This is a genomic window from Levilactobacillus hammesii DSM 16381, from assembly GCF_001434395.1.
Lineage (GTDB): Bacteria > Bacillota > Bacilli > Lactobacillales > Lactobacillaceae > Levilactobacillus > Levilactobacillus hammesii.
Genome location: NZ_AZFS01000044.1, coordinates 131,311 through 148,025 on the forward strand (window position 1 = coordinate 131,311; position 16,715 = coordinate 148,025).

Consider the following 16,715-nt stretch of genomic DNA (forward strand, 5'->3'; position numbering starts at 1 on the left):
TGCCAGAGATTCCGGCTGCTGTGGGACCGCCTGCGGCCTGAAGAGCGGTCCTCCGGCTCGGTTTGAAGCCAAACACGTCCCACGCTGTAAGCCGATTCTCGGCTAACACCGTTGCCACGGCTGCCTCCATCTCTAGCCGCCTCCGGTTAAGTTTGACGGTTATCCATAACGAATTGTGGTGGCCTTCAGTCTTGATCGTGATCAATTGCAACTTTGTATCCATGGGTGAGCCAAACTTGGGTTCAGGAACGGGTCAATTATCAACGTTGACCAGGATTCAATAGGTTTCACCGGGTTATATAAGTCTACAAATCCGGTTTAATAAAACGCCCCAAGCCCTGACATAGCCGTCAGAACTTGGGGCGCTTTATCGTCTTGTGAGTCCCCACATGATAGCCTTTTGATTGCTGTAGGGGATGCACCGATTAGGGGGTGATACGAAAATGATCAAAAAAGTGAGACTGAACTTCCAATTATTTCGTTAGTATAAGTAGCGGCGTAGAAAATTGACCACGGTGTCCAGGACCATCTTTGAAAGCCAGAACCCATCAAAAAAGTGCCAATCCTCGAAAGGACCGACACCCGGTAAAACAGATTCTAGTTTACTTTTGTGGAGCTTCTTCGTAATCGCCGTTTGGACAAACGATTTGAACACCGCCACGAATCTTCTTGGCAACCAAGTAGTGACCGTCCTTAGGGCAATCACGACCGACTGGCTTATCCCATGACACGAAGTCACAGTCAGGATAGCGTGAGCAGCCATAGAAGATCCGGTTCTTCTTGGACTTCCGTTCGATGACCTGACCCTTATGGCAGACGGGACAAACGACCCCGATTTCCTTCACGATGGGTTTCGTATTGCGGCAATCAGGGAACCGAGAACAAGCGTAGAACTTCCCGTAACGCCCCATCTTGATGACCATTGGTGCACCACAGATATCACAGTCGAAGCCAGCAGGTTCATCACGGATCTGAATCTTTTCAATCGCATCTTCGGCGTGAGCCACTTCCGTTGAGAAGGGCTTGTAGAAGTTATCGATGACCTTGACCCAGTCCTGCTTACCTTCTTCAACACTGTCCAGTTCCCCTTCGAGGTCAGCCGTAAAGCCAACGTCAACGATGTCTGGGAAGTAGTCCTTGATGATCTTATCCACGATTTCACCCAGTTCAGTGGGTTCAAACCGCCGGCCGACTAATTTAACGTAGTACCGGCGTTGGATCGTATCCAAGGTTGGGGCGTAGGTCGATGGCCGACCGACACCGTTTTCTTCCAGTGCCTTGATCAGGTTGGCTTCGGAATACCGTGCAGGCGGCTGCGTGAAGTGTTGGGCCGGATCGGTCTTAGCCAATTTGACTTGGTCACCAATCTCAAGGTCAGGCAATAAGTTATCCTTTTCCTTACCGTCCTTGTAAATCTTCAAGAACCCTTCAAACTTCATCTTTGAGCCATTTGCCCGGAACGTTACGCCATTTTGTTCCAACGTTACGGCCATGGTATCCATGATAGCGTTGGTCATCTGGCTCGCAACGAAGCGGTTCCAAATCAATTGATACAGCCGGAACTGATCCTTATTCAACCGTTCCTTTAAGCTAGCTGGCGTTCGGAAAACGGAGGTTGGCCGAATGGCTTCATGGGCATCTTGCGCCCCTTCAGGCAACTTACCCTTGATCGGCTTGGTGGCCGCGTATTCGGCCCCGTACTTTTCGTGAATGAACGTTGAGGCCTCATGCTTGGCAATACTGGAGATCCGAGTCGAGTCGGTCCGCATATAGGTAATGAGCCCTTGCGTCCCTTCCTTACCCAGGTTGATTCCTTCATAGAGCTGTTGGGCGGCCATCATGGTCTTCCGCGTTCTAAAGTTCAGCTTCCGGTTAGCATCTTGTTGCATGGAACTCGTGGTAAATGGTGGTTGTGGGGATCGCTTCCGTTCCTTACGAACCACATTGGTGATGTCAAAGTCGCCCTTTTTATCCAGCTTAGCCAGAACATCTTGAACGGCGGCATTATCCTTCAAACCGGCCTTTTTGCCACTTAACCCGTAGAAACTAGCGCCAAACGTGTGACGTGACTTCTTGAAGTCTGCGTCAATGGTCCAGTATTCTTCCGGTTGGAAGGCCTTGATTTCATTTTCACGTTCCAAGATTAAGGACAAGGCAATGGACTGAACCCGACCCGCACTGAGGCCCTTTTTAACCTTTTTCCAGAGGAGTGGTGAGATTGAATACCCCACCAACCGGTCCAGAATCCGCCGCGCCTGTTGCGCGTTAACCAGGTTCATATCAATGGTCCGCGGTGTCTTAAATGCTTCCTTAACGGCATCCTTGGTGATTTCGTTAAAGGTAACCCGGTTCTTGTCCGTGACATCCAGATTCAGAATGTGCGCTAAATGCCAGGCGATTGATTCACCTTCACGGTCAGGGTCAGATGCGAGGTAAACGGCCTTCGCCTTCTTGGCTTCGGAACGTAACCCTTTGATGACGTCACCCTTACCCCGAATGGAAATGTAATGCGGGTCGTAGTTGTTATCGAAGTCGATTCCCATCGAACTCTTAGGTAAATCTCTGACGTGGCCCAGACTTGGCACAACCTTATAGGTCCGGCCTAAATATTTTTCAATCGTCTTGGCTTTAGCCGGTGATTCCACGATAACTAATTTTTTTTGCGGTTTCCGCCGCTTCTTTGTACTAGCTTTCGCTTTTGACTTAGTCGGCAAATCACATTACTCCCTCGGTTGGTAGGTGGTAAAGCCCCGCCGAATGCGAGTCCTTACGCCTACTTACTTGTTTTTACGACGAACACGTTGTTCGCTAATTTTTTCACTATAATCCCACTCATGGTATTTCAAGTGAGGGTAACTTGTCAACTAAAAGTTCTTCCATTATATGTTCAGAATTCAAGATTGGTTTCGCACCAGCTAAAATAAGTTCGTTGGTACCAACCGAATTTTTACCGTCAATCGTCCCCGGAACGGCGAGCACATTTCGATTCTCCTGCAACGCAATATTAGCCGTAATCAGACTGCCTGAATGGTGGGCAGCCTCCACAACCAGCACACTCTGCGACAAGCCCGCAATGATGCGATTACGTTCTGGAAAATGATGCCGGGCGCCCTTGGTTCCCCAGGGATATTCCGATAAAACCAACTGATGATGCGCTAAAGTGGTCATGAGAGCCCGGTTGGCTGCGGGATAACATTTATCCAGGCCCGTACCAATGACGGCAATCGTGGTGCCACGATGTGCCAGGGCCACCTGATGGGTGAGCGTATCGACGCCTTGCGCCAGACCGGAAACGAGACAAACCCGGTGCTCAACCACGTCCGGTAACAAAAGCCGCATCGCCCGTAAGGCATAATTGGTGGGATGACGGGAACCCACGACCGCCAGTTGCGGCGCATTTAGCCGGCGTAGATCACCCAAAAAGTACAACGCTAACGGCGGTGCGTACGTCTCCTTCAGCTGTTCGGGATAAGCGGCATCGGCAATCGTTAGACAACCGCTGTGCGTTAAATTTTCCGTAACCGTGTCATTCATATCCCGACTAAATAGTTCTAATTGCAGCGCTGCAGTCACAACCGCGTTGAGGTCCAGCTCACGCGCCAGTCGTGTAACGACGCGTGAGTCAATAATTTGAACTTCCGGGTGGATGACGAGCCAGCGCCAGCAAGCATTGGCCGTTCGTTGACCAACGCCGGTTACTAGATTTATACGCATGAAAAAATCACGAAGTGTCAGTTGCATGAAAACAACCTCCTAGTCCTCTTTTAGACTAACTCCGTGATTGTGCGACAATTATTTTTTGTACCGGTGAAAAAGTTTTACGGTGAATGGGGGTTACCCCCCGGTCCGCAAGTCCCGCAAGGTGTTCAGCCGTTCCGTAACCGGCATTTTTTTTGAAACCGTAGCCCGGATACAGCCGGTCGTACGTGTCCATGAGGTGGTCCCGGTAAACCTTGGCCACGATGCTCGCCGCGGCAACGCTGGCACTCTTCGCGTCCCCCTTGATCAGTCGTGTCTGTGGCAGATCAACCGGAATCTGCATGGCATCGACAATCAGATGCTGCGGGGCCACACCTAATCCCAAGACGGCACGCTGCATGGCCACCCGGGTCGCCTGATAGATATTGATCTGATCGATGAGGTCACTGCTCCCAATCCCGATACTGACGGCCGTAGCTTGTGCCAGAATCAAGGGATACAAGCGTTCCCGTTCCTTGGGCGTCAGTTGCTTGGAATCGTTGACGAGTGGAATATCGAAATCGTGCGGCAAGATCACGGCACTGGTCACAACTGGTCCGGCTAATGGTCCCCGTCCCACCTCATCGATACCGGCAACGCGTTTGCCAGTTGCCCACAGGTCACGTTCATAGTGTAAGCGCTCTTGGAAGGCCATTTCAGCGGCTGCCTGCTTGTCTAAGCGTCGTCTAATCTGTTTTAGGAGTCCTTGGGCCCCTTTGCGGGAATCAGCCGCTAACGTGACGAGACGGGGGTCCTCCGGATCAGTGACATCTGCTAGTGTTTGTCGAAGGGTGGCTAGACTTGGCTGTTTACTGCTCACCAGAATCACCAGTTAAGGGTGCCCGGTCTAGGGTGAAACCGCCGAGCTTTTTCCGCCGAGCATCTAAAATGAGGCGTTCACTGGCCCGTTCATAGTCATCGCGCATACCCACCTTTTGGGTAATCTTCAACAACAAGTCGATATCACTCAGCTCGAGGTCGGCGTCATTGAGGTGGTAACGTTCCAGTAACGCTGATGCATGATATTTACGGAAGAAACTCAGGGCGTACAGTGCAACGTCGTCCTTGGCGTAAAGTTTTTCCTTAATTGCCCCGGTCAAAGCCAGTTTCTGAGCGGTTTCCTGGTCCTTGAACTTGGGCCAGAGGATTCCGGGGGTATCCAGTAATTCCAAATGCTTGCTGGATCGTAACCACTGTTGTCCCTTAGTGACCCCGGGCGTATCGCCAACCTGAGCGGCCTTACGGTTGACTAAGTGGTTCAACAGTGTGGACTTCCCCACGTTAGGCACACCGACAGTCATGGCACGCATGGGCCGTTCCTTGAGTCCTTTGGCCTGTTCAGCGGCCAGCTTGTCAGATAGAATGCTCAGAGCAATCTTGGTGATTTGTTTAGGGGTAACGTTGGCGCGGGAGTCAATGGCAATAGCAGGCTGTTGATGCTCACGATAGTAAGTCATCCAGGCAGCAGTCTGTTGCGGGTCGGCCAAGTCTTTCTTGGTTAAAATAATCAAATGTGGCTTGTTCTTGGCAATTCGCGCCACTTCGGGATTACGTGATGCCGCGGGAATGCGGGCATCGACTAATTCAAAGACAATGTCGACCAAATGGACGTTTTCTTCCATCTGTCGAATTGCTTTCGCCATGTGTCCCGGGAACCATTGTATGATGCTCATAAATTTCCTCCTTGGAAATAACGATTTTACTTCTAAATCTGTGGCTTTAAGCCAACGCGGCCAGGTACATCTGCCAGGCATCATCAAAGATGGTCATGGATGGCAGGTACGCGGCATTTTCTTCAAGATATTTTGAGAGAGAGTCGAACTCAGTGTCCTGCTTAGGAAACGAACTGTCCAGAAAGGCATTGTTCGCAAAGGTGGCAATGGGATCGTAACTCTCAGGATTACGCTGAGTCATTAAAAATTGATAAAACGTCTTAGGCATGACGAGCCTCCTTCATTAATCCGGAATCCGAGCTTGGAACACAAACTTACCGTCGCCGGATAGGTCGATCTTTTTGGCTGCATACGACAACTTTTTGCCATTACCAATGGCGGTCAAATGCAGTGTCGCAATCTTTTTGTGGCTATCCATGGACACCCACTTGGGTAACGGATAGTTCTTGGCAACGTAGCTCATGACAAAGCTAACGGGGACCGGTAATGAGCCGACCGAGAGCTTCTCCGCCTTCAATTGCACGTCTCCCGAGGATAACACGGTTGGCTTCAGGAGTAAAACAAAATTCACGTTGGCCCCGAGAACCTGAGTTGACCCGGTTAAGATGGCGTGATCCGTGACTTGAAAGCGATATTTCACGGCCTGCCCCTTCAGTGATTTGTTCACGTAATAGTCGGCCAGGGCATTGACCTGCTTCTTGTCGAGCGTCACGTTGATGTTGGTGGTGTCCGTAGCTGGTTTGGCAGTCGAGGCTACCTTGGTCGTTCCGGTTGCCTTGATTCCGACCGTGATCAGTGCAATCACGAGCAGGACAACCAGGGTGAGGAACCCCCATTTCCACCAATTCCGTGTGGCTTTAACTTTAGGTGCTGAATGACGTTGCATAGTGGTTAACTTCCCCCTTCATTTAATTCCGTTTGGCTGGTCAACCGCTTATTTCAGAAGCCACTGTTGATGCGCCTGCATTTCTTGGAACACGTAGCGCGTCATCAAGCGGTAACCCTTCGCGTTCGGATGGAAATGATCGACTGGCGATAAGTAGTTGTTGAGTTCGTCACTGGCATCGCTGGCCAAAATCGTTTCTTGGAACGTCTTGGTTGAAATCTTACCATTGTTAATATCTTGTGAGCTACGCTTTAGCTTCGCTTGTTGGGTAGCTGACTTGAACTGCCCCACGGATAGTGCACGGTTGATGTCTACCCAGTGAAGGTCCTGATACTGACTTGCCGTTTTCTTAGTCGCCGTATTCCAGTCGTCGACCGCGTTAGTCACTTGGTCAATATTGGCAAAGTAGACGTAGACCGGATTATAGATCGAGTAAAGGAAAATCGGCGCGGTTGGATTATAGTGCCGAACGGTGTTTAACAGGTGCTTCAATTTCTTTTGGTAGGCGGCTTCAGCATTCTCCAGTTGCGTATTCAACTGTGACTGTTGGTTGATCGTAACATTCTTGGTTAACGTTTGGAGAAGATCATTGCCGCCGACAGTCATGACGATGGCCTGTGACTTCTTCACTTGTTGCTGCATCGCCTTACTATTGACTAATCGGGTTTCGATCTGATCGCTCCGGTCGCCGGATTTGCCATAATTGTGCATGATGACTTTCACCTTATCGCGGCGATGAATCATGGCTTGGAGGCGTTGGGTGTAGCCGCCCTTGTCCTGTTGATCACCCACACCTTGCGTGAGTGAGTCCCCCAAAGCAACGACCCGAACAACCTTACGCCGGTTTACCGCGTTGGGGTGATCCCCATTCAGCGTTGTTCGTGCGCCGGGATGCCAATAAGTGAGTACGGCCAGCGTCACCATGACCACCAGGAGGATGACCCCGATGATCTTACTGAGACCTTTAACATTTTTCATAAAAACTCCCCCCTCGGGATAAAGAAAAAGCGGTGGCCGCGCCACCCCTTTCCTCAGTTAAAAATTTATTTAGTTGGATCGGTGTAGTACATCAAAGCGAAGGCCCCGGGCCCCCCGTGAGTGGCGATGATGGGCACCGTTTCGCGAACAAGGACGTCCTTATCCGGCAGAATCTCATGCAAATGGCCCTGAATTTTATCAATTGATTCAAAGGCTTCCACGTGAGAGATCCCGATGGCCATGATGTCAGGCGTTTGCTTGATCTGTTCGTAAACCTTGTCAAAGTAACGATCGATCGTCTTCATGCCACGACCTTTGGCCCGAATCTTCAGTTCACCACCGGTAACCTGAAGAACAATCTTGATGTTGAGCAACGAGGTCAGCATACCCGCAGCGCGGCTCAAACGGCCACCCTTAAGGATGTTTTCCAAGGTGACAACGCCCATGAATAGCTTCGTGTGATCGCGAACAGCGACGGCACGGTCGAGAATTGCTTGCTTATCGGCACCTTCAGCAGCCAACTTTGCGGCTTCAACTACTTGGAAAGCCAGTGCCTGGTCCGTGTATTGGCTATCCACGACGGTCACGTCAGTCTTGGACAGTTGTGCGGCTTGTTCCGCTGTGTGAACAGTACCACTAATGGCAGCCAACATATTGAAGCAGATGACGGCACTTCCATCTTCGCCCAGCTGATCAAACGTTTCAACGAACTTACCCAGCGGTGGTTGGCTCGTCTTAGGCAGCGTCTTAGACGTCTTCATTTTTTCAATAAATTCTTTATTTGTGATGGATTCCCGTTCAACGTAAATGGTGTCATCGATCATGACCGTCAACGGGATAATGGTAATATTGTAATCCTGGATTTGCTGGTCGGTTAAACCGGCAGAAGAATCCGTAACAATTTTAATTTTAGCCATGGGTATCCCACTCTTTCTGACCAGAGATTTTGGTTTATGCTACAATATGCGTAATGAAACATACGGTAATAGTATAGCAGAATTATGGATTTTTTTCAGTAATTCTGCGAACTCGCCGCTCGGATTATCAGAAAACACTGATAACCATCCACGAAGGAGGAATTTGTTTGGAAAAGAAACGCAGTCGAACGTACCAAATCGTCAATGAGGTGCTCAACGCTGTAACTCATGGCATTGGTGCCGCTTTGAGCATTGCCGGCCTGGTGATTTTGATTCTACAAGCCCACGGTGAAGGTGGCGCCCTTCGGATGACCACGTTTCTCATTTACGGCATCATTTTAGTACTCTTTTACCTCGCGTCGACACTTTTTCATGGTTTGTACTTTACCCGTGCGAGTCACGTCTTTCAAATATTTGATCACTGTGCGATTTATTTATTGATTGCGGGAACCTATACGCCATTTAGTTTGTTAGTTGTCGGGGGTAAACTGGGCTGGTGGATGTTCGGCATCATCTGGGCTATGGCCGTTGCGGGCATTATTTATAAGGCCATCTGGCTAGGAAAGCTTCAGACGCTCTCGACCGTGATCTACGTGATTATGGGTTGGATGTGCTTAATGGGTATTGGCCCCCTGTATCGTGGCTTAGGTCCCATCGGTTTTACCCTGCTCTTCTTTGGCGGTGTAGCCTTCACATTGGGCGCGGTCATCTACAGCTTCAAGGGCGTTCCATTTGGGCACGTGATCTGGCACATCTTCGTGATGTTGGGAACGGGCCTCATGTACTTTTCCATTCTGTTCTATGCCTAGAAAAAAGCTATTTTGATTCAAAAGACGCTAGTCACACTCGCCTCAACTTGGCGAATTCTGACTAGCGTCTTTTTAATGATCTAAGGGTTGAACTGACCATGCTGTTAGCAACATTAGTGGACCTAAAGCTGGGCAACGTGGTGGCTCCTTCGCCTTACCGGTCAGCAGGTATGGACTACGGGGCAAACGCGCCTGAGCCCATATCTGCCGATCTCTCGGCTTACATGGTATTCTCAGACGGTTTCGAGAATAACGATGACAATCGTTATCAGTTGGTCCCCAAGTGTCAGGTAGTTTTCACCTACAGCTATCGTCATGATAAAACACAATCAGAGCCGGAGGAGGCCAGGGATGGCCCCATCCGGCTCTGATTGTGGTGTAAACTGGCGTTTTTTCAGCCAGTTTACACCACGGGCGACTTTGGAGACACGGGTTCTTCGTGGCTCCAAATCGAGCGAGAAGACTGGTGGCCTTCCAGGCTGAAGCGTCCCCACAGCAGGCGGAATTCCTGGCAGCCGGAGTGCGCACAATTTGAACGGTTTTACCGCCGTTGATACTGTTCGAAATGGTAGTCGTAAGGATTCTTCTCATTGCGGATACCAGGCTGTGTGGCAATCAGTTGGAATTTCTCGTAGTCAATACCGGGCATCCAAGTGTCTCCCGTAAAGTTAGCGTCAATCACCGTTCGATACAGGAAATCCACGTCGTCCAATAGTGCGATAAAGAGCTGAGCACCACCCACGACAAAGATTTTTTCATCGCGATGCTTGGCGGCGTATTCCCGGACTGCCGTTAGCGTATTGAGCACGATGACCTCACTTGGGAAGTGACTAGCCGGTTGGTGGGTCACCACGATGTTCTGTCGATTTGGCAACGGACGCCCAAAGGAATGGAACGTCCGTGAGCCGGCCACAATGGTGTTACCCGTGGTGACGGTTTTAAAGAAGTGCATGTCGGCTGGTAAGTGCCAAGGCAAGTGGCCATTTTCGCCAATCACGCCATTGTGACCTTCCGCCCAAAGAAAAATTAACATCGCGCATTCCTCCAATCTTAGCTAAACAGCAACGGGTGCCTTGATGGCTGGTGCGGGATCGTAGCCCGTCACCTTAATGTCAGCCATCTCGTAATCAAAGATACTCGACTTGTCTGGGTTTAACCACAGCTGTGGCGCAGCCTTAGGCGTTCTCGCTAATTGTGTCTTCACTTGTTCAATGTGATTGCTATAGATGTGGGCGTCCCCCAACGTGTGTACAAAGTCTCCCACTTCTAAGCCAACTTCCTTAGCAATCAAGGAGGTTAGCAAGGCGTAACTGGCAATGTTGAACGGAACCCCTAAGAAGATATCCCCGCTACGCTGGTAGAGCTGACAGCTCAATTTACCATCATTGACGTAGAACTGGAATAGCGTGTGACAAGGCGGCAAAGCCATCGACGGGACATCGACGGGATTCCAGGCCGAGACAATCATACGGCGGGAGTCAGGATGCGTCCGCAGGGTTTCAATAACGTTCGCAATCTGATCAATTGTCTCGCCATTCTTTCCCTGCCAGGCCCGCCACTGACTGCCGTACACTAATCCGAGATCACCATAATGGTCGCCGAAGGCCTGATCATTGAGGATACGGTCGTCAAACGCCTTTTTTTCGGCCTGATAGGCTTGATTAAAGTCCGCATCAACCAGAGAACGCCGACCAAAGTCCGTCATGTCCGGGCCATGGTAGTCTGGGCTCTCGATGAAGCGTTGAAAAGCCCACTCGTCCCAAATATGATTGTGATGCTGTAGTAGAAAGCGAATGTTCGTATCCCCTCTCAAGAACCACAGCAGTTCGGACTTGATTAAACCAAAGGGCACTTTCTTCGTGGTGAGCAGTGGAAAACCCTCTTGTAAGTTGAATCGCATCTGGTAGCCAAACAGGCTCAGGGTTCCCGTCCCAGTTCGGTCGGACTTGCGGTGGCCATCATTTAAAACCTTACGGGCCAAATCCAAGTAAGCATCTTCTAACATGCGGGTCGTCTCCTATTCTGCGTATTCGCTGAGGTATTCCCAACGGGTCATTTTATCATCGAGTTGCTTGTCAAGATCATCTAGCTGCGCCTGCAAATCAGCGAGCTTGTCATAGTTAGCGCCGTTAGCGTTCATGGCCGCCTGAACCTGTGACTTTTGTTCTTCAAGGCCATCAATCACGCCCTCGATGCCTTCCCACTCCTTTTGTTCGGCGTAGGTTAGCTTAACCTTCTTCTTGGGCTTAGCCGGTTCAGTTTCAGTCGGCTTGGCACTCTTTTCCTTGGCCGGCTTGTCCTTGTGTTGCTGTTGTGCAGCAGCGAGGTAAGCACTGAATTGTCCTGAGTAACGTTCGATTTGACCATTGCCATCGAAGATCAGGAGCCGATCAGCAACCTTGTCCAGGAAGTACCGGTCATGAGAAACCGTGATGACGGTGCCGGCAAATTGGGAAATATAGTCTTCCAGAACCGTCAAAGTGCTAATGTCCAAATCATTGGTTGGTTCATCCAGAAGTAAGACGTTCGGTTGTTCCATCAGGAGCTTCAACAGGTACAACCGCCGTTTCTCACCACCGGAGAGCTTGCGAATTAACGTGCCGTGCATAAAACGTGGGAACAAGAACTGTTCCAAAAGTTCGGTAACACTGACGGAGTTGCCCGCCTTATCCGTCACATTTTGCCCGACTTCAGACAGGTAGTTAATCATGCGCTTGTCCTCAGGAATGGGTTCGATCTGCTGGGTATAATAGGCCATCTTGACCGTCTCACCAATGGTGACAATCCCAGAATCTAGGGGAAGCCGTTGTGCAATCACATTGAGAAGACTGGATTTTCCGGCACCATTTTCCCCACTGATCCCGATACGTTCGCCACCCTGAATCAGATCACTGAAATCCTTCAGAATGGTATGACCACCCAAGGTAAGATTGGCGTCCTTGAGTTCAATGACCTTCTTGCCTAGGCGTTGCTGGCCCAGAGAAATGGAGACGTTGCTCTGCACTTGACGGGTCCCCACATTGCTGGCCAGATCATTAAAACGATTAATTCGCGCCTGTTGCTTGGTTGAACGCGCCTTGGCACCGGCCTTCATCCAGGCCAATTCCTTCTTGTAAAGCTGTTGTTGCTTCTGATCGGCGTCGGCCTCTTGACTGACCCGCTCTGCCTTTTCCTGCACGTAGGCCTGGTAGTTCCCTGGATACTGGTAAAGCTTCCCAAAGTCCAATTCCCAAATTTGATTGGCAATCTGGTCCAAGAAGTACCGATCATGGGTAACCACGAGTAAAGCGCCCTTGTATGCGGCTAGATATTGCTGCAGCCAAGCGATTGAATCAAAATCCAGGTGGTTGGTCGGTTCATCTAGTAACAGGAGATCTGGTGATTGGATCAGGACCTGAGCCAAACCGACCCGTTTGATCTGGCCCCCAGACATGGTCTTGATGGCCTGGGATAGGTCCGTAATTTTAAGTTGCGTCAGGATTGTCTTGACGTCACTCTCAGCGGTCCACGCTTCTTCTTCAGTCATCTGGGCTTCGGCGTCCAGGTAGCGTTGTTGGGCCTTAGCGTCCTCGGGATGAGCCCCATAGGTTGCCAGTGCAGACTCGTACCGCCGAATCGTCGCAAAGACGGGTTGATCGCCGGAGAAGACCGCGTCCATGACGGTTAAGTTCTCATCGAGCTCTGGTTTCTGTGTCAAATAGCCAATGGTGTAGTCCTTGGGGGTCGACAGCTCACCGGACTGTTCATTGCTGACGCCGGCCAGCGTATCCAGGAGAGAAGTCTTACCGCTCCCGTTAACCCCGATCAGCCCAATCCGGTCATGTTCATTAATAATAAAGTTCAGGTTATCGAATAGCGTTTTTTCACCGTAAGTTCGGTGTAAATTTTCCGCGCGTAAAGTTTGCATAGTCTCTTCACTCTCTTAGTTAGAATTCTTAAATCATTGCTTGTGCCACGAGATCGGCACGTTTGTTAGCGACCGCGCCGGTAACCACTTGATACTCCAGGTCGCCAAGAATGGCCCCCAGTTGTGGTCCGGGTTGGATCCCCGCCTGCATCAGGTCCTTACCGGTTACGGCTAATTCTTTCTTATGCTGAATGGGCAAAGCGGCTAGTCGGTCGGTCAAGGTGGCCAACCGATCAGGGGCCCCCAAGATCACCGCAATCTCGTTAGCCGTGGCAATTAATGGCGCTCCACACTGATAGAGTTGCCAAGCATTCAGGTCGCCTTGGCCGAGTAGTGCTGCCGTCTTACTCGTCGTTTGGACGGCGTTAATCATCTGATTGGCCGTCTTCCAGTGCTTCATAAACGGTGTGATGGCCGTTGCCGTTAAACCGAATTTGGTCACCAGTAACGTCCATGCCGCGGTCTCAGAGGACACGCCCTGAGTCAACGCCGTAGCCAGTTCTTGTAACGCCGTCTCATGGTCGGCAAAGTCCGGGCAGTACTGCCACAGACCAGTTGCCAGCATATCGGTAAGCCCGCGTTGGGGTGTCTTCCCCGTGAGTAATTTAAGTAACTCGACCTGGGTCCGTTCCACAGCGATCTTGTCCAACAGTTGGGCGTGGGCTGTAATGGCCGCTAGCGTGTCTGGCACAATGGTGAAATCCAGTTGGCTGGCAAACCGAACGGCCCGCATCATCCGCAAAGCATCTTCATGGAAGCGTTCCTGCGCATTTCCCACGGCTCGAATTTGCTGGTTTTGCAGGTCACTTAGGCCATCGAAAAGGTCAATGACTTCCCCATTTTCACGCATTGCCAGGGCATTAATCGTAAAGTCCCGCCGTTTTAAGTCCTCGGCTAACGACCGCACGAAGGTGACTTGATCGGGACGCCGAAAATCGGTATAGGTAGATTCTGACCGAAATGTCGTGGTTTCATAGCCCGTACCGTGGTCCAAAATCATCACCGTACCGTGCTCGATGCCCGTATCGACCGTTCGTTTAAAGAGCGCTTTAATTTCATTAGGGTAAGCACTCGTGGCAATATCGACATCGTGGATTGACTTTCCGAGAATCGTATCGCGTACACTGCCGCCAACAAAGTAGGCTTCATAACCCGCCTGCTCAATGGTCTGCAGCACTGGTCGAGCAAGTTCAAATTCTTGTGGTAAGTGTTCCAACTTCATGTTAATTTCACCTTTCGCCGGCTGTAATAGCCAAATGTTCTAACGACGTTGTCGTCGCTACACTCTATATGCCAGTCTAACAGATTCAGCCGGATAATTGAATTCAAAGTGACGAGTCCGCGCCAGTTTCTCGCCTGTTACCGCTTGCACTGTGCTATGATGGAAAAGGAAAATTTATTATGGTTAGGAGAGAACGTCATGACACAAGTTAAGGACGAATCTATCCGGCTGATTGACCTGTTAATGATTGGGATTGGCTGCGCGACCATGGCCTTTAGCCTGGTCTTTTTTAACATTGCCAACAACCTAGCGGACGGTGGTATTTCGGGGATTACCCTGATTATTCGGGCCCTCTTCCATCTGGATCCAGCCTATTCAACTATTCTGATCAATGCGCCCTTGTTACTGATTGGGTATCGGTTCTTAGGGCGGCAGTCCCTGATTTATACCATCTATGGTACGGCCATGTTAGCGTTGTTCCTGTGGATCTGGCAACGGGTGCCGTTCGCCATTGATCTTCATAAGGACCTCCTACTAGCGTCTCTGGCAGCCGGTCTAACGGGTGGCCTCGGTTCTGGTCTGCTCTACCGGTATGGTGGTACGACCGGTGGGACCGACATCGTCGCCCGAATCATGGAAAGGTTTTACGGCGTTCCTATGGGCCAGACCTTGTTATGGCTTGATGTCGTGATCCTATTGATCTCGCTGGTCTACATCGACATCCAACACATGGCCTACACGTTAATCTACTCGTACGTGTTTGCACGGCTGGTGAACTTCACGCAGGAAGGCGCCTATGCTGCCCGCGGAATCATCATCGTGTCCGATCAGTACCAAGCGATTACGGATAGCATCATGGACGAGCTGCAACGTGGCGTCAGTCTGGTTAATGGCGAAGGTGGTTTTTCTCACAAGCCGCGTCAGATGATTTACGTGGTCGTCGCTCCCAGCGAGCTCCATCGTTTACGTCAAATCATTTCCCGTCATGACCCCAAGGCTTTTGTCTCCGTGATTAACGTTAATGAAGCCCTGGGTGAAGGGTTTACGTTTGCGCGACCGAAGAAGAGTTTTCTGAGCAAGTTTAAGCCTTAGTTTCGGGCTGGCAACCGCGGTTTTTGCGGTTGCTTTTGTTTATGAACATAAGTTAAAGTAATTATTGTGTGTCACCTATAATAAAAAAAAAGCACGCGCTCAAAGCTCCGTGCTTTCCCCTTTTGCCTAAATGTCTTGATAACCTTCCAACATCAACGCCATTTCGGCATCGTCCGGTACCACCTTGAGATAGGCGGTCAAGAGCTTCACGACCTGATCGCTCGCCCCTTCCTCACGATAGAAGTAAATGGCTGGTTTCAAGAAGTCGGGCTGGTCCATGAAGAATGGTGCTGCCGCATCGTAGTACTTACGCGCAGCCGCAAAGTCTTCCTGGTGGTTCGCCGTAATCGCCAAATTCCAGTACAGCTGCGGATCAGCGTCTTCGGCCTTCACGTATGGTTTCGCCAGGGCCTCGTTCTCGTCCCAACGTTCCTGCTTGACGTAAAGATTACTCAACTGAATAACGGCCGCAATGTCGTCGCTGTCGAGCTCGTGACCCTTTTTAAGGTACTTCTCCGCCAAGGCCTCATCATCCAGCTTGGTCGCCACGTGAGCGGCCTGTAACCAAAGCTTTTCGTTGTATTGATCGACACCCAAGCCCTCTTGCAAGGCCGTTAACGCCTCGGCTAACCGATTCTCCTGTTCCAAGGCCTGTCCCAGATAAGGATAGAGCGACGTGTAATGCGAGTCGCTGTCCTTTAATTCATTGAACAGGGTAATGGCTTCAGTCCGCTCCTTCAACTGCAGATAGGTAAAGGCCGTCTCGAACTTAACATCTGGGGTCATGTCCCCCGTGTGGATCTGCTTCAGATAGCCAATCGCTTGTTCAAAACGTCCTGCGTTGGCATAAGCTACCCCTAGCCGTTCCACCAGGTTCACCTTAGAGAGTTCCGTGGTACCAGCCGTAATCAGGTCTAAATACAGCGGAATGGCCTTTCTAAACTCACGCATGGTGAAGTAGAGCTCTGCCAGAGCAAACGTGATGACGGGCTCGTCAGGGGCCAATTTCTTGGCCGTCAATAACTTCTGTTCACTGACTTCGAAGAGCTCCTGGGTCTGGTAAAGATCCGCCGCAACCATGAGCGCCTCTACGTAAGCCGGTGAGTCGGGACTGACCTGATTCAGGTAATCCAGAGCCTCATCGTTTTTGTCCTCATCAATTGCAATATCCGCCAAATTAGTCCGCAATTCATCTTCGTCCGGATACTTTTTTAATAGCTTTTCATAAATCCGTCGCGACTGATTGAGAAAACCCAGTGTATAGAGTTCTTCGCCCAAGCTGAATAGCGTGTCATCGTCGTCATGACGCAGGGACAGGGCATACTGTTTCTTAAAGTCTTCGAGTTGCCCTTTTTCCAATTCATCGAGTGCCGTTTGTGCGTAACTCATAACCCGCCTCCAATTTTTAATGTTCCAAAGGTTCATGACAGACCCATCAGTCTGCGATGAACGGTTAAATTCAAGTCATCTTCTGCCCGAAGGCAACTGTTTTA

At 50.4% G+C, this 16,715-nt stretch carries 15 protein-coding genes; 2 read left to right on the forward strand and 13 right to left on the reverse strand.

Annotated features, from left to right (window positions below; translation table 11 throughout):
* Window positions 1–602 precede the first annotated feature (602 nt).
* From topA to FD28_RS03315, 8 genes are all read right to left on the reverse strand, one after another.
* Window positions 603–2,714, reverse strand: a complete 2,112-nt coding sequence (gene topA, locus FD28_RS03280) for a type I DNA topoisomerase (protein WP_057732553.1) — start codon at window positions 2,712–2,714, stop codon at window positions 603–605.
* A 118-nt stretch (window positions 2,715–2,832) separates the two neighbouring features.
* Window positions 2,833–3,741 carry a DNA-processing protein DprA gene (gene dprA, locus FD28_RS03285; RefSeq protein WP_057732555.1) on the reverse strand — a complete coding sequence of 303 codons (909 nt, stop codon included), beginning with the start codon at window positions 3,739–3,741 and terminating at the stop codon, window positions 2,833–2,835.
* Between the two features lie 28 nt (window positions 3,742–3,769).
* On the reverse strand, window positions 3,770–4,558 hold the full coding sequence (locus FD28_RS03290) for a ribonuclease HII (RefSeq protein ID WP_057732557.1): 789 nt from the start codon (window positions 4,556–4,558) through the stop codon (window positions 3,770–3,772).
* Window positions 4,548–5,411: a ribosome biogenesis GTPase YlqF gene (ylqF, locus tag FD28_RS03295; RefSeq protein WP_057732558.1), complete on the reverse strand. Its 864-nt coding sequence runs from the start codon at window positions 5,409–5,411 to the stop codon at window positions 4,548–4,550. The genes FD28_RS03290 and ylqF overlap by 11 nt, the downstream gene beginning before the upstream one ends.
* A 46-nt stretch (window positions 5,412–5,457) precedes the next feature.
* Window positions 5,458–5,679 carry a YozE family protein gene (locus FD28_RS03300; protein WP_057732560.1) on the reverse strand — a complete coding sequence of 74 codons (222 nt, stop codon included), beginning with the start codon at window positions 5,677–5,679 and terminating at the stop codon, window positions 5,458–5,460.
* 15 nt (window positions 5,680–5,694) lie between these two features.
* Entirely contained in the window at window positions 5,695–6,297 is a 603-nt protein-coding gene (locus tag FD28_RS03305; RefSeq protein ID WP_057732562.1) for a YpmS family protein, read from the reverse strand.
* Between the two features lie 48 nt (window positions 6,298–6,345).
* Window positions 6,346–7,275, reverse strand: a complete 930-nt coding sequence (locus FD28_RS03310) for a GDSL-type esterase/lipase family protein (protein WP_057732564.1) — start codon at window positions 7,273–7,275, stop codon at window positions 6,346–6,348.
* A 65-nt stretch (window positions 7,276–7,340) separates the two neighbouring features.
* Entirely contained in the window at window positions 7,341–8,192 is an 852-nt protein-coding gene (locus FD28_RS03315) for a DegV family protein (protein ID WP_057732565.1), read from the reverse strand.
* Between the two features lie 167 nt (window positions 8,193–8,359).
* On the opposite strand from FD28_RS03315, the gene trhA reads away from it, so the two are divergent.
* Window positions 8,360–9,001, forward strand: a complete 642-nt coding sequence (gene trhA, locus FD28_RS03320; RefSeq protein WP_057732568.1) for a PAQR family membrane homeostasis protein TrhA — start codon at window positions 8,360–8,362, stop codon at window positions 8,999–9,001.
* A 541-nt stretch (window positions 9,002–9,542) separates the two neighbouring features.
* On the opposite strand, the gene FD28_RS03330 is transcribed toward trhA, so the two are convergent.
* From FD28_RS03330 to FD28_RS03345, 4 genes are read right to left on the reverse strand one after another with little or no spacing between them, the layout of a single operon-like run.
* Entirely contained in the window at window positions 9,543–10,034 is a 492-nt protein-coding gene (locus FD28_RS03330) for a dihydrofolate reductase (protein ID WP_057732571.1), read from the reverse strand.
* 21 nt (window positions 10,035–10,055) lie between these two features.
* Entirely contained in the window at window positions 10,056–11,006 is a 951-nt protein-coding gene (locus FD28_RS03335) for a thymidylate synthase (protein WP_057732574.1), read from the reverse strand.
* Between the two features lie 12 nt (window positions 11,007–11,018).
* Window positions 11,019–12,908, reverse strand: coding sequence for an ABC-F family ATP-binding cassette domain-containing protein (locus tag FD28_RS03340; RefSeq protein ID WP_057732576.1), 1,890 nt, complete (start codon window positions 12,906–12,908; stop codon window positions 11,019–11,021).
* Between the two features lie 28 nt (window positions 12,909–12,936).
* Window positions 12,937–14,130, reverse strand: coding sequence for a CCA tRNA nucleotidyltransferase (locus FD28_RS03345; RefSeq protein ID WP_057732578.1), 1,194 nt, complete (start codon window positions 14,128–14,130; stop codon window positions 12,937–12,939).
* Window positions 14,131–14,328: 198 nt separating this feature from the next.
* Here FD28_RS03345 and FD28_RS03350 point away from each other — a divergent pair, with 198 nt between their 5' ends.
* Complete coding sequence (locus tag FD28_RS03350; protein WP_057732580.1) at window positions 14,329–15,222, forward strand: YitT family protein; 894 nt, start codon at window positions 14,329–14,331, stop codon at window positions 15,220–15,222.
* 126 nt (window positions 15,223–15,348) lie between these two features.
* Here FD28_RS03350 and FD28_RS03355 read toward each other — a convergent pair whose 3' ends face one another.
* Window positions 15,349–16,611, reverse strand: a complete 1,263-nt coding sequence (locus FD28_RS03355) for a tetratricopeptide repeat protein (RefSeq protein WP_057732582.1) — start codon at window positions 16,609–16,611, stop codon at window positions 15,349–15,351.
* Window positions 16,612–16,715 lie beyond the last annotated feature (104 nt).